General features: G+C 59.4%; 10 protein-coding genes. 3 read left to right on the top strand and 7 right to left on the bottom strand.

What is annotated here, in order from left to right; genetic code table 11:
- The first annotated feature begins 72 nt into the window (after positions 1-72).
- Positions 73-519, top strand: coding sequence for an Hsp20 family protein (locus F0184_RS00245; RefSeq protein ID WP_150493275.1), 447 nt, complete (start codon positions 73-75; stop codon positions 517-519).
- 59 nt (positions 520-578) lie between these two features.
- Here the strand turns inward: F0184_RS00245 and F0184_RS00240 are convergent, their stop codons facing one another.
- The 5 genes from F0184_RS00240 to F0184_RS00220 all read right to left on the bottom strand — a co-directional run bounded on the left by F0184_RS00240 (position 579) and on the right by F0184_RS00220 (position 4,366).
- On the bottom strand, positions 579-1,643 hold the full coding sequence (locus tag F0184_RS00240; protein WP_150493273.1) for a threonine aldolase family protein: 1,065 nt from the start codon (positions 1,641-1,643) through the stop codon (positions 579-581).
- A 45-nt stretch (positions 1,644-1,688) separates the two neighbouring features.
- Positions 1,689-2,273: a DoxX family protein gene (locus F0184_RS00235; protein WP_150493270.1), complete on the bottom strand. Its 585-nt coding sequence runs from the start codon at positions 2,271-2,273 to the stop codon at positions 1,689-1,691.
- A 40-nt stretch (positions 2,274-2,313) separates the two neighbouring features.
- Positions 2,314-3,087 (bottom strand): HvfC/BufC N-terminal domain-containing protein, encoded by a 774-nt coding sequence (locus tag F0184_RS00230; RefSeq protein WP_150493268.1) that lies wholly within the window; start codon positions 3,085-3,087, stop codon positions 2,314-2,316.
- Positions 3,077-3,946, bottom strand: a complete 870-nt coding sequence (bufB, locus tag F0184_RS00225; protein WP_150493267.1) for an MNIO family bufferin maturase — start codon at positions 3,944-3,946, stop codon at positions 3,077-3,079. The genes F0184_RS00230 and bufB overlap by 11 nt, the downstream gene beginning before the upstream one ends.
- 99 nt (positions 3,947-4,045) lie before the next feature.
- A complete protein-coding gene (locus F0184_RS00220; protein WP_150493265.1) occupies positions 4,046-4,366 on the bottom strand; it encodes a BufA1 family periplasmic bufferin-type metallophore in 321 nt (106 codons plus the stop codon).
- 593 nt (positions 4,367-4,959) lie between these two features.
- On the opposite strand from F0184_RS00220, the gene gltB reads away from it, so the two are divergent.
- Positions 4,960-9,693 carry a glutamate synthase large subunit gene (gene gltB, locus F0184_RS00215; RefSeq protein WP_150493263.1) on the top strand — a complete coding sequence of 1,578 codons (4,734 nt, stop codon included), beginning with the start codon at positions 4,960-4,962 and terminating at the stop codon, positions 9,691-9,693.
- 84 nt (positions 9,694-9,777) lie between these two features.
- Entirely contained in the window at positions 9,778-11,208 is a 1,431-nt protein-coding gene (locus F0184_RS00210; protein WP_150493261.1) for a glutamate synthase subunit beta, read from the top strand.
- 43 nt (positions 11,209-11,251) lie between these two features.
- Here F0184_RS00210 and F0184_RS00205 read toward each other — a convergent pair whose 3' ends face one another.
- Together F0184_RS00205 and F0184_RS00200 are read right to left on the bottom strand one after the other, a co-directional pair.
- Positions 11,252-12,151, bottom strand: a complete 900-nt coding sequence (locus F0184_RS00205; RefSeq protein ID WP_208998260.1) for an SGNH/GDSL hydrolase family protein — start codon at positions 12,149-12,151, stop codon at positions 11,252-11,254.
- 318 nt (positions 12,152-12,469) lie between these two features.
- On the bottom strand, positions 12,470-13,714 hold the full coding sequence (locus F0184_RS00200) for a lytic murein transglycosylase (RefSeq protein ID WP_150493259.1): 1,245 nt from the start codon (positions 13,712-13,714) through the stop codon (positions 12,470-12,472).
- Positions 13,715-13,750: the final 36 nt, after the last annotated feature.

Below are 13,750 nucleotides of genomic sequence, written 5' to 3'. Positions count from 1 at the left end.
CGAGGCTTGCCTCCAGACTGGAAGCCGACGGCAAAACAACGTGAATGTTGCTCAAAGAAGAGGACATGTATCATGCGTCATTTCGACTTAAGCCCCCTGTATCGCTCGACGGTCGGTTTCGACCGCCTGTTTTCCATGCTGGACAACGCTGCATCGGAAACCCCGAGCTACCCGCCCTACAACATTGAGCGCACCGGGGAAAACGCCTACCGGATCACCATGGCCGTTGCCGGGTTCAGCGACAGTGAGCTGGAACTGGAAGCAAAGGAACATGTGCTGACGATCCGGGGTGAAAAACCCGAAAGCGATGCCGACCGTGAAATCCTGTATCGCGGTATCGCCTCGCGCGCCTTCGAGCGCCGGTTTCAGCTTGCGGAGTTTGTCCGGGTCGACGGGGCCCATCTGGAAAACGGGCTCTTGCATATCGATCTCGTGCGCGAACTGCCGGAAACCATGAAACCGCGCAAAATAGAGATCGGTTCCGGCTCTCAAAAGCAGATTGAGAACACGGCCCACTAAAGCCGCGTATGCAATCTGCGTATCGTCAAGAGCGCCCCGCCAAGGGCGCTCTTATCTAATTAGGCCGCTTCTGCGCCAGCAAGAACGGACAGAAAACCATCGACATCGGCCTCGGTTGTCGCAAAGCTCGTGACCATCCGGACCATGACTTCGTCGGGGGCGGGCGCATCTTCAACAGACAAGGCAGATGTCGGCCATTCATAAATCTTCGCTCCGGCAGCCTGACACTGTTCGACAACGCTTCGCTTGAGGACCGGGAAGACCTCATTGGCCTGAACCGGCCATGGGATGCGGCCGCCAAACTCCAGAATACCCGCGGCAAGGCGTCCGGCCATCGCGTTGGCGTGACGCGCCGTGGCAAGCCACGTGTCATCCTGGAAATAGCCATCGAACTGCGCGGCCACGAATCGGCTCTTTGACAACAGGTGCCCCGCCCGTTTCCGTAGGTATTCAAACCCGCGCGCCGCCTCCAGATCGAAAAACACCACCGCTTCCGCACACCAGCAGCCGTTTTTCGTCGCGCCAAAGGACACCACATCGACGCCGGACTTCCAGGTCATCTCGGCGGGCGATACGTCCAGCGAAACCAGGGCATTGGCGAAACGGGCCCCATCCATATGCAACGGAATTCCGCGTGCAAACGCCTCGGTCTTGATGGCCCGGATTTCATCCAGTCCATAGACGGTTCCGCTTTCCGTCGCCTGGGTGATGGAAACGGCGGAAACCTGGCCATGATGAACGACACCATCGGGAAACGCCTGCATGGTCTTGCCAAGCCCAGATGCCGTGATCTTTCCGCCCGTCCCGTTCAGACCGACAAGCTTGTTCCCTCCGGTCAAGAATTCAGGACAGCCGCACTCGTCAACCTGGATATGGGAATCCGCATGGCAGAACACCGCCCCGCCCGGCCGGGCATAGGCCGACAAGGCCAGCGCGTTTGCCGCCGTGCCCGTTGGAACGAAGAAGACCGCGACTTGCCGGTCAAAAATCTCGCTAAACCTTTCGGAAACAGCCTCCGTGAGCGGATCCGATCCATAAGCGGGCGTAACCCCGGCCGAATGGCGGGCCAGAGCCTCCATCACGGAAGCGCTGGCGCCCGCCCAGTTGTCGCTGGCAAAGTTCATGACCGGCGTTTTGGCAGAGTGGCCCTCACAGGGCAAGAAGCCTGCTCAATAATACCGCTCGCGTCTGCGGTAGGACGCACCGAAAAGCGCATCCAGGGACACCCATCCCGGCCCCTTGAGAAGCGGCACCAGCAACAGGAAGATCCAAAGCAGCCTTTGGTCCGCGATCATCGAACTCGGGTTCCCGTCGAACAATGCCCCAATCGTACTCGGATCCGCCCCATGACCGACAACATCCACGTAGCTCATCACGATAATGAACACGATCATCCCCAGCGATGCGGCCCGCGTGAAAAGTCCAACCACGATCAGCAGCGGGAGGATGAATTCAGCCCAAGTTCCAAGCAAAACGATTAGTCCGAAGGGAAAAAACGCAATCTGACTGGTATCGTAGCTGACTTGCTCCATCATTTGAGGAAGGATCTGGGCATAAGCGCCGGCACTTGGCGACAGGAAACCAAGGAAGCCGTTTCCAAGTTTGGTCAGACCCGAATTCCAGAAGTACATCAACAGAACACTCGCGAAGACGAATCGCGCGGCCAGGCCCAGGAACCAGCCGTTGGTGAGGCGCTCCAGCGCACCGAACATTGTCGTGTAGATCCGCACAAGAAAACCGGTCAAAGCACGCATTATTGAAGCCCTCAATTTGTCAAAACTATCAAATTTCAGATCAACGGTTCATATGGGCAAGCGCACCGCTTGCCAAAACGTCCCGCAGACATGGCGCCAACGAAAAGCCCTCGGTTGTTTCAGACGCCTGTTGCGCGGCCTGTTCAAGCGCCACTCCGTCGAGAAGCGCCTGCGTGAACACGGCACCGCCGGGTTTCAACCTCACGACCAGCACGTCGACATCCGGCCTTGAGATCAAGACGTCCTGGGACTGCGTCATGTCCACATCAACCTCCTGGCCCGCAAGGAACCTGTTGGCTTGCAGCAGGCAATGAACCGGAAAACGCGACCGGACGACGGATGCCGCCGGATGCGGTTGGAAGCGGACCAATCCCAGACCATCAGAGGGAACGGCCTGCAAAAGAGCCGGATCGAGCGGAGCAACATCCGCGGCATGATACGCTTGCAGCCAGAACCACTCCGCCCGCGCCACGTCGCCCAGATAGGGATAGCCGGCAAGCGGCGGAAATGTCTCCATGAAGCCCGGGAAGGCTTGGCCGAACCAAATCAAGACAGGCGACCGGGGCGGATGGGCGCGAATGAACTCCCGGGCGAGCGCGGAGAAATAGGTTTCACCCAACAAACGGCGGACGGCCGGGTAGGTCGCCGCCAAAGCGTCGGTCAGACTGGCGATGACATTGTTTCTGTAGACGTTGAACCGCTTGAGGTCCGGGGCGCCATCAGGTCCGACAACGCCCGCGGGAACCGGATGACCGGGGAAAAGCAAACCCTCGGCGAAGTCTCGCGCGGCCGGGGCTTTCGGATCAACTCGCATGCCGTATCTCGCCGCTCGCCCGCGCGCGCAGGATTTTTGACGCGGCGGCGACCTCATGACACAGGACAGGCCATGGGGGCACGTCATTATCCCATTCGATCAGGGTTGGAACCGGTCCGCAAACGTCGATCACCGATCTGAACAGGGCCCAAACCGCCTCGTCCACCTCGCGGTCGTGGGTGTCAATCAGCAACGGGCGCCCCGCACTGTCGGTGTCCGGCGCGTGTCCGCCAAGATGGATCTCATCGACATGGTCGAGCGGAAAAGCGGATAGATACTCTTCGGGTGCCATTTCATGGTTCGTGCAGGAAACGAAGACATTGTTGACGTCCAGCAACAGCCCGCAGCCCGTTCGCACCACGATTTCGCGGAGAAAATCCAGCTCAGTCATGGTGCTTTGCGAAAAGGCGACATAGGTCGACGGATTCTCCAGAAGCATGCGGCGCCCCATGGTGTTCTGGACCTCGTCAATGTGGTCACACACGCGTCGTAATGCGCCTTCGGTATAGGGAACCGGCAAAAGATCATTGAAATAGGTCGTATCATGTGTGGACCAGGCTAGATGCTCGGAAAACAACGCCGGCTGATAACGATCATTCAGCGCTTTCAACCGACAAAGATGATCCCGATCGAGCGGCCCCTCGGCTCCGATCGACAATCCAACACCATGCAGTGAGACTGGATACCTGTCCCGGATCGCAGACAAAATCCGATGGGGCGCGCCGCCCGCGCCCATATAGTTTTCGGCATGGATCTCGAAAAACCCGACTTCAGGCGAGGTTCGCAGGATCTCCACAGCGTGTTCGGCTTTGAGGCCGGCACCCGCGGTTTCTGCCAAAAGGAGTTTGGGTCGAACCATGAAAATCGCTGTTCCTCGGTTCCGTTTCGAGATCGGCGGCCGCCCGGGCAACCCGGGCGGAAATCAGGCGTCTCGGCCGGTATCAGATCGAAAACACCATCAGGCTTGCGGGTTGTCACGATCGAGTTCAGTCAGTGACCCCTTACGACCATCGGGCAACGCAAACTCGCCCCCGTCCACACCGTACTTTACGCAGTCACCCTTCGGGACAAGCGTCCAGGCATTGCCCTGATAGTCGATGGTCGATGACCCGGCACAGGTGGTGCCCGGTCCAGCCTTGCAATCGTTCTGGCCCTTCAGAGAAATACCATAGCATTTTTCCTTTGCCTGGGCATGGGCCGGCGTTGCCACGGACAATCCGCCAAGCGCGGTTGCCACCGCGCCGGCAACCACTGCCGCTGTTACTGTCTTGCTCGTCATTGCTCCAACCTCATCGGTTTCTTCGTCAAAAGCACGGCGAACGATAGCTTTGCCGTCCGCCATGCGATCGACCATGATCCGCCAGCAGTTCAATGGGAAATCAAACGGGCGTGACACTCATGTTAAAGGCTCATCGCCGAGTTGGAACCATGCGCAAGAAAATTTCAATGAACCCGCATCCTGAGACGCATCCCATCGCATGGAATAATCTGCGCGAAATAATTATAATAATCGGGTAAATAAACGCTCTTGCCGATGGCGGCGAAATCTGTCATGGTCGCGGCGCCCTGGATAGGACAGGATTACTGTCCCTTTTCCCAAGCCAAGCTTGGAGCTGGCAACAAGTCGGAAAAGCCTGGGCGGACCGAGCGGCATGGTGGTGTATGCCGGCAATCGCGGAAACCGTGTTTCCGGCAGCGGATATCCCGCTGCGTCAAAGGGAGCGGTTCGCTTTATGGGGGCGAAGCGCTAGAAACTTCGGCAGTACCGCGGCAAATCGCCAAGGTGTCGCACGAGCCGCGTTCTTAAAGGGACGCGACCCGAACGAGACCGGGCGCAATTGTCGGCGGAAAACGGAATGCAAGAGGGCGCACATGACGAGACACGAGCTGACGGGCAGCACAGCCATGCAAGCCACCGCAGAAACCGCAACGAAAACGGCAGAACCGACCGCGTTGCGTAAACGGCTGGACCTGGCTGCTGAGAAAGGGCTCTACACTCCGTCCCGTGAACATGACGCATGCGGCGTGGGATTTGTCGCCCATATGAAGGGCGAGAAGTCCCACAAGGTGGTGGAGGATGGCCTGCAGGTTCTCGAAAACCTGACCCATCGCGGCGCGGTCGGGGCTGACCCCTTGATGGGCGACGGTGCTGGCATGCTCGTTCAAATCCCCCATAGCTTTTTCGCGGCGGAGCTCGAAACCGCGGGGACCGTTCTGCCGGATACCGGCGCCTACGGGGTCGGCTTCCTTTTTCTGCCGCAAGACGGCACGCTGCGGGCGAAGTGCGAGGAGATCGTCGAGCGGGTTATCGCGGCCGAAGGTCAGGAACTGATCGGCTGGCGGACCGTCCCTGTTGACAATTCCAGCCTCTCCAAGGCGCCGGACATCGCCGCGACGGAGCCCGTGTCGAAGCAGGTCTTCATCGCGCGGAAGACCGGTGAAAACCAGGATGAGTTCGAACGCCGCCTCTATGTCCTGCGTAAGGTGATTTCAAACACCGTTCGGGCCGAGACTGACGCCGTCAAACATGGCTTTTACATCGTTTCGCTGTCCAGCCGGACCGTTGTCTACAAGGGCATGTTCCTCGCCTATCAGCTCGGCGCTTATTATGCCGACTTGCGCGATGAGCGGTTCACCTCAGCCCTGGCTCTCGTTCACCAGCGCTTTTCGACAAATACCTTCCCGTCCTGGGACCTGTCCCACCCCTACCGGATGGTCGCCCACAACGGCGAGATCAACACGCTGCGCGGCAATGTGAACTGGATGGCCGCACGTCAGGCTTCAGTGTCGTCGGCATTGCTGGGCGACGATATCTCCAAACTCTGGCCGATCTCCTATGAGGGGCAATCGGACACGGCGTGTTTCGACAACGCGCTCGAATTCCTCACCATGGGCGGCTATTCACTCGCTCATGCCGCCATGATGCTGATCCCGGAAGCATGGGCGGGGAACCCGCTGATGGACGACAACCGGCGTGCGTTCTACGAATATCATGCAGCCCTGATGGAGCCATGGGATGGTCCGGCTGCGGTGGCCTTCACCGATGGCCGCCAAATTGGCGCGACCCTGGACCGGAACGGTTTGCGCCCGGCCCGCTACATTGTAACCGAAGATGATTTCGTAATCATGTCTTCCGAGGTCGGCGTTCTTCCGGTCGAGGAAGAAAAGATCGTGCGCAAATGGCGGCTTCAGCCGGGCCGCATGCTCTTGATCGATCTTGATGAGGGCCGCATCATCTCGGACGACGAGATCAAGCGCCAGCTCTCGACAGCCAACCCTTACAAGGATTGGCTGCACCGATCGCAGATCGTTCTGGAAGACATGCCGCCAGTCCGCATGCGCGCGCCCGTTGCGGGGGAAAGCCTGCTCGATCGCCAGCAAGCCTTCGGCTACACAGAGGAAGACATCAAGCTGCTGATGCAGCCCATGGCAACCATCGGCCAGGAAGCCATCGGTTCCATGGGCACCGATACGCCGATTTCAGCGCTCTCGGACAAGTCAAAGCTGCTTTACACCTATTTCAAGCAAAACTTCGCTCAGGTCACCAACCCGCCAATCGATCCGATCCGCGAAGAACTGGTCATGAGCCTGGTGTCCTTCATCGGGCCGCGCCCGAATATCTTTGATCTGAAGGGGGCCTCGACCTCCAAGCGGCTGGAAGTGCGTCAGCCCATTTTGACAAACGAGGATCTGGAAAAAATCCGCGCCATTGGCGATATCGCGGATAACCAGTTCGCGGCGAAAACGCTGGATATTTCCTATGCGGCGGACAGAGGCGCTGAGGGGATGGAAAAGGCCCTGACGGAACTGTGCGACCGCGCGGAAAAAGCGGTCCATGACGGCAACAATATCATCATCCTCTCCGACCGGCTGATTTCGCGGACACGGATCGCGATACCGGCCTTGCTTGCGACGGCTGCGGTCCACCACCACCTGATCCGGAAGGGCCTACGCACCTCGGTTGGACTTGTCGTGGAAACGGGTGAAGCCCGTGAAGTCCATCACTTCTGCGTGCTGGCGGGATACGGCGCCGAAGCCATCAACCCGTATCTTGCCTTCGAAACGCTGTTGTCGATGCATATGGAGATGGACTTCCCGGAGGAAGTGGACGCCGATGAGGTCGTGCACCGCTATATCAAGTCGATCGACAAGGGTATATTGAAGGTTATGTCCAAAATGGGCATTTCGACCTATCAATCCTATTGCGGCGCCCAAATCTTCGATGCCGTCGGTCTCTCAAGCGCTTTTGTCGACAAATACTTCTTCGGCACCGCGACGATGATCGAGGGCATCGGGCTTGCCGAAGTGGCCAAGGAAACGGTCAGTCGGCACGCTGCCGCTTTCGGAGATTACGAAGTCATGCGCCGGTCCCTGGAGGTCGGGGGCGAGTATGCGTACCGGACCCGGGGCGAAAGCCACATGTGGACACCGGACAGCATTGCATATCTCCAACACGCCGTTCGCTCAAACCTTCCCGAGAAGTATCGGGATTTTGCGAAAGCTGTGAATGAGGAGAGCGGACGCTACGCCATTCGCGGGCTTTTCAGGATCAAAACGGCCGAAGAACTGGGTCGCAAACCGATCGACATTGGCGACGTCGAACCCGCAGCAGACATCGTCAAGCGCTTCGTTACCGGCGCCATGTCCTTTGGCTCGATCTCCAAGGAAGCACATGCGACGCTTGCCGTTGCCATGAACCGGATCGGCGGAAAGTCCAACACCGGCGAAGGCGGAGAGGAGCCTGAGCGCTTCAATCCGCTTCCCGATGGCTCGATGAACCCGCAGCGTTCCGCAATCAAACAAGTGGCGTCGGGCCGTTTCGGGGTGACCACGGAGTATCTGGTCAATTCGGACATGATACAGATCAAGGTGGCACAAGGCGCAAAACCGGGTGAAGGCGGTCAGCTGCCCGGCCACAAGGTGGATGCGGTCATCGCGAAAGTGCGTCATTCGACACCAGGGGTCGGTCTGATCTCTCCGCCCCCGCACCACGACATCTATTCGATCGAGGATCTCGCTCAGCTGATCTACGATTTGAAGAACGTCAACCCGGCGGCCGATATCTCGGTCAAACTGGTGTCTGAGGTGGGCGTGGGGACCGTCGCGGCTGGTGTGGCGAAGGCCCGGGCAGATCATATCACCATTTCCGGGTATGACGGGGGAACGGGCGCCTCCCCGCTGACTTCAATCAAGCACGCCGGCTCTCCCTGGGAAATCGGTTTGGCCGAAACACAGCAGACCCTGGTCCTGAATGGACTGCGTTCCCGCGTTTGCCTTCAGGTCGACGGCGGCCTGCGGACTGGCCGGGACGTCTTGGTGGGCGCGCTCCTGGGAGCCGATGAATTCGGCTTCTCAACTGCCCCGCTCATCGCGGCCGGCTGCTTGATGATGCGCAAGTGCCACCTCAACACCTGCCCGGTCGGAATCGCGACGCAGGACCCGGTGCTGCGCAAACGGTTCAAGGGAACACCCGAGCACGTCATCAACTTCTTCTTCTTCGTTGCCGAAGAGGTCCGCGAAATGATGGCTGAACTGGGGGTCGCGAAACTGGAGGAGTTGGTCGGGCGTTCCGAGTTTCTGGACAAGAATGCGGCGATCCGCCATTGGAAGGCGCAAGGCTTGGATTTCAGCCGGATCTTCTTCAAACCGGATGCCCCTGCTAACGCCATCCGCTGGACCGAAACCCAGCAACATCCGATTGACGACATTCTGGACCGGCGGCTGATCGCCGCGGCAGGGCCTGCCCTTGAAAACCGGGAACCGACGGTTATCGAGGAAACGATCTCGTCCGTTGACCGGTCCGTTGGGGCTATGCTGTCGGGTGAGATTGCAAAACGTTATGGCAACAAAGGGCTCCCCGATAACACCTTGCAGGTGAACCTGTCGGGAACAGCGGGACAGGCCTTTGGCGCTTTTGCAGCAAAAGGCGTCACTCTGCGACTTGTCGGTGATGCCAACGACTATGTCGGCAAGGGGCTCTCAGGCGGCCGGATTATCGTCCGCCCCCCTGAAAACACGCGCATCATTGCCGAGGACAGCATCATTGTCGGGAACACGGTTCTCTATGGCGCAACCACCGGCGAATGCTATTTCCGTGGCGTGGCCGGCGAGCGTTTCGCCGTTCGAAATTCAGGTGCCGTCGCGGTGGTCGAAGGCGTCGGAGACCACGGCTGCGAGTACATGACAGGCGGCGTTGTCGTCGTGATTGGTCAGACCGGCAGAAATTTTGCGGCTGGCATGTCGGGCGGCATCGCTTATGTTCTGGATATGGACGGCACCTTCGGGTCGCGCTGCAATCTTGCGATGGTTGATCTGGAGCCGGTCACGGAAGAAGACGATCTGCTTGAGAAGCTGCACCATCATGGCGGCGACATTGAGCACAAAGGCCGCGTCGATGTGTCGGGCGACATGACACGCCACGATGACGAGCGCTTGCGCCAGTTGCTGACCAAGCACATCGAGCACACAGGCTCTTCGCGGGCTCAAACCATTCTGGATGAATGGACAACATACCGTCCAAAGTTCGTGAAAGTCATGCCGTTGGAATACCGCCGTGCCCTTCGCGAAATGGAAGAACAGCGCATGGGCATGGTTGCGGCCGAGTAACAGCATCATGAAGGGTGGCTCTCCGGCTCTTTCGGGCCGGATGGCAGCCGCAAGGGAAACAATTGACGTTTGAGGAGGGTTACCTTGGGCAAGGTCACCGGATTTCTAGAGATCGACCGGCAGGAACAAAAGTATCAGCCTGCTTCCGATCGCATTCGCCATTTCCGTGAATTCACCATTCCGTTGAACGACGGCGAGATCGCAAATCAGGCAGCCCGCTGCATGGATTGTGGCATTCCGTTCTGTCATGGCCCCACGGGCTGTCCGGTCAACAACCAAATACCGGACTGGAACGACCTCGTTTATCGCGGTGACTGGGACATTGCGCTGCAGAACTTGCATTCGACAAACAACTTCCCGGAGTTCACCGGACGGATCTGCCCCGCGCCGTGCGAAGAGGCCTGTACCCTCAACCTCGAAGATGTGCCGGTCAACATCAAGAGCATCGAACAGGCCATCGCCGACAAGGGCTTCGAAGAAGGCTGGATTGTGCCCCAACCGGCGATGCGCAAAACCGGCAAAGCGGTCGCGATCGTGGGATCCGGTCCGGCCGGGATGGCCGCCGCGCAGCAGCTGGCCCGTGCCGGGCATACGGTTCACGTCTATGAACGGGAACCGAAAGCGGGCGGCCTTTTGCGCTACGGCATTCCCGACTTCAAGATGGAAAAATATCACATCGACCGCCGTGTCGCACAGATGGAAGCGGAAGGAGTGACCTTCCACTACAATGTGAACATTGGCGTCGACACCTCGCTCGACGAGCTTGCCGAGCGGCATGACGCGGTGATCCTGTGCGCCGGAGCCGAGCGCCCGCGTGACCCCGGGGTCGAAGGCATGGAACTCGACGGTTGTCACTGGGCCATGGACTATCTGGTCCAGCAGAACAGGCGCGTCGGGGGCGAACCGGAAAGGCCCGAAGCGCCGATTTGGGCCGCAGGCAAGCATGTTGTCGTCATCGGCGGCGGCGACACCGCCTCGGACTGCGTGGGCACGGCCTTCCGGCAAGGCGCCCTGTCCGTTACCCAGTTGGACATCCGTCCGATCCCGCCGATGAAGGAAGACAAGCTTGCGATCTGGCCGTACTGGCCGACGAAGTTCCGCACCTCCTCGTCCCAGGCCGAAGGCGCTGAGCGGGAATTTGCCGCGGCGACCCTCGGCCTTGTCGGCGAAGACGGCCACGTCACGGGCGTGAAATGCGCCCGGGTGGATGAGAGCCGCAAACCGATCCCGGGAACGGAGTTTGTCTTGCGGGCTGATCTGGTGCTGGCGGCCATTGGGTTTTCCGGACCCGCCCTCGATACGTTCATTGCACAGGCAAACGAACGCCTTGAGCTGGACGGCCGCACCAACGTCAAGGCCAACACCGAAGACTATAAAACAAGCATCGATAAAATCTTCGCAGCAGGCGATGTGCGAAGGGGCCAGTCGCTTGTCGTGTGGGCTATCCGCGAAGGGCGGCAGGCAGCGCGCTCGGTCGATGAATACCTTACGGGATCCAGCGATTTGCCACGCTGATTGATATCAACAAATGAACCCGGTCAGTCCCCCGGGTTCTCGATCAGGACCCGCTCGGCGCCCCAGCCGTCTGGCTCGACCCGGGCCGGACGGCCAATAGGGGACTATCCACACGTCCGGGAACCGCTGCTATTGGCTCCCCTAGGACGAGAAATCTGTATGTCTGCGAGTTGGTGTCAGGTTCAGGCATGCGTGCATCGCCTCCCAGAAGTTCAGCTTCCGGGGAGGTTGTACGGCCGGTCAGCACCATGAAGTTCGGGTCGTCGTCCACGCCTTCAAAAACCAATCCGCCAAAGCCGCCGAGAAGGCGTATCAACTCGCGCTCCACGAAGAACGCGATCTTCTGATGCCCCGCCCAAGTAAAGCCGATCCTGTCCGACGTTCGGAGACGGCGGTTGGTTCCATCAACATCGGGACCAAAAGACGTATACTCGCCAGCATCGGATAAAAAGATATCCCAGATATCGATAAACCGGGCCCGGCGCTCAATATTCGCATCCTTGAAGATGCCGTTGAGCGTCGTGAAATCAGCATTCATGAGCTGGGTATTGGTTGGCGGCAAACCAACCCAGACAATTGGCAGACGTTCGCGTCGGACCGCCCTGACCAGGGCATCGACCTTGTCCCGATAGGTCCGTTGCCAAGCGTCGGTCATGAACTCGGTCGGTGGCTCGGCGGGAAAAGTTTTGCTCAGATCGTGCCGGCCGAGCATCACGACCACAGCCTCCACATTGGCCCCACGAACCTTTGACAGGACAAGCTGCGGCCAATCCGGGGCGGTGTCGCCCGCAAGACCCATGTCGTCCCGGGTGATTTCTTCCACCCGGGCCATTGGTTGCTTGGCCAGAGCGTGCCGCAAACCATCCGCAACACCGCGCGCCATCCGGTCGCCCACAACCAAAATTACGCCCGCGTCCGGGTCTTTCGGCTCCTCCACTAGCACTGGAGCTTGCGGGACGGCGGGCTGCCGGTTCTGTCTAGGAGCATTCGAACGCGACCGCTCACGCTCGGACTCGCGATCATTGCGGAAGATCCGGCCAAGAGCGCGAAACGGATTAAAGCCTTGGTTTTCGCTCTGGGCCAGCTGGATGGGAGCTTGGACGCTCTGAGCGTGGAGGGACTCTTGGGCCCACAACAAGGTAAGCCCAATACACATGACCAAGCACAGCACGATACCAGGCTTTGAAACGTTAAACACGATCAAGGACCGCGCTAAAAGCATGTCCATTCATCTCCCCGGCTCAGCCGTCATGGCGGGAGATTAACTGTCCAGCTTGATTTTCGCCAGCAAAACCACCGAGGCGTATCCGTCAGGGACAAGGCCCCGGGACTGTTGATAGGCTCGGATGCCACGCCGGGTGGCCGGTCCGATCCGCCCATCAACCGTGCCCACATGGAACCCTTTTTGGTTCAGATAGGATTGCAGTTCGGCGACTTCGGATCGCTTCAGTGGCAGGTATTCCCGCGACCAGTCGCCCGCCAGAGGGCCGCCGCCGATGATCCGGTCAGCAAGATGTCCAACGGCAAGCGCATAGGCCGTGGCGTTGTTGTAGCGTTTGATAACGTAAAAATTCCGCAACATCAGGAATTTCGGCCCAGCCGCACCTGCCGGCATGACGAGAATGGCCTTGTCCGAAGGCCGCGGAAATGCAGCACCATTGGCCCGCCGCACACCGAGGCGAGTCCACTGCTCCAGTGTCATCTCGGTATCGTCATCTGCAATGGTGAAATCGAAATTGGCCGGCACCTTGATCTCGTAGCCCCAGGTCCTGCCGGTTTGCCATCCATGCTTTTGCAAATAGAGGGCGGTGGATGCCAGGGCATCGGGAATGGAGGTCCAGATATCGCGGCGGCCGTCGCCGTTGTAATCGGCGGAATAGGCTTTCCAACTGGTCGGCATGAACTGGGTATGCCCCATTGCGCCAGCCCATGACCCTTCCATGTCCTCAAAGCGCACATGACCGCCCTGGACGATCAACAGCGCCTTCACAAGTTCCTGCCGCCAAAATTCCTGCCGCCGAGGTGCAGCATAAGCCAATGTCGCCAACGCCTGGATCACGTTGTGACGGCCCATGAAAGATCCGTAGTTGGTCTCCATCCCCCAGATGGCGAGCACCGCTTCCCGATCGACGCCGTAACGGGCTTCGATGGTGCGAAGCACATCGGCATATTCCACGAGCAGTTCGCGGCCACGATTGACACGTGTTTCAGAGACGGCGGTGTCCAGATACTCCCAAATTGGCTTCACGAACTCGGACTGGCGGTTCATCAATCGCACCGTGTCGTTGTCTGGCTCCATGCCGTTAAAGACGTGGCGATATGTCTGCGCTGTCACTCCGCCTGCTTGGGCGGTCGGCCAGAAGTCCGCGATGAACCGGTCAAAACCGGCATCCGCCTGCGCGGCCGCACTGGAGGCGGCAAAGGCCCCGGCAGCCAGCAGAACCCGGCCCCAGCCAAGCGCTGCCCGGAACGCATTCGAAATCTTAAAGTGCCGCCCACCAAACATTTCCCAGGCCTCCTCGTGCCGCCGCCTGCATGCCCC

Origin of the sequence: Roseibium aquae (assembly GCF_008711285.1) — a bacterium.
GTDB classification, from domain to species: Bacteria; Pseudomonadota; Alphaproteobacteria; order Rhizobiales; family Stappiaceae; genus Roseibium; species Roseibium aquae.
The sequence above is the reverse complement of the archived record's forward strand: the minus strand, read 5'-3'. Positions and strand labels throughout refer to the sequence as shown.

Excerpts from the sequence above, each read along its gene's own strand:
- F0184_RS00230 (WP_150493268.1), bottom strand. The coding sequence starts at position 3,087 with ATGCGAGTTGATCCGAAAGCCCCGGCCGCGCGAGACTTCGCCGAGGGT.
- F0184_RS00235 (WP_150493270.1), bottom strand. The coding sequence starts at position 2,273 with ATGCGTGCTTTGACCGGTTTTCTTGTGCGGATCTACACGACAATGTTC.
- gltB (WP_150493263.1), top strand. The coding sequence starts at position 4,960 with ATGACGAGACACGAGCTGACGGGCAGCACAGCCATGCAAGCCACCGCA.
- F0184_RS00245 (WP_150493275.1), top strand. The coding sequence starts at position 73 with ATGCGTCATTTCGACTTAAGCCCCCTGTATCGCTCGACGGTCGGTTTC.
- F0184_RS00220 (WP_150493265.1), bottom strand. The coding sequence starts at position 4,366 with ATGACGAGCAAGACAGTAACAGCGGCAGTGGTTGCCGGCGCGGTGGCA.
- bufB (WP_150493267.1), bottom strand. The coding sequence starts at position 3,946 with ATGGTTCGACCCAAACTCCTTTTGGCAGAAACCGCGGGTGCCGGCCTC.
- F0184_RS00200 (WP_150493259.1), bottom strand. The coding sequence starts at position 13,714 with ATGTTTGGTGGGCGGCACTTTAAGATTTCGAATGCGTTCCGGGCAGCG.
- F0184_RS00240 (WP_150493273.1), bottom strand. The coding sequence starts at position 1,643 with ATGAACTTTGCCAGCGACAACTGGGCGGGCGCCAGCGCTTCCGTGATG.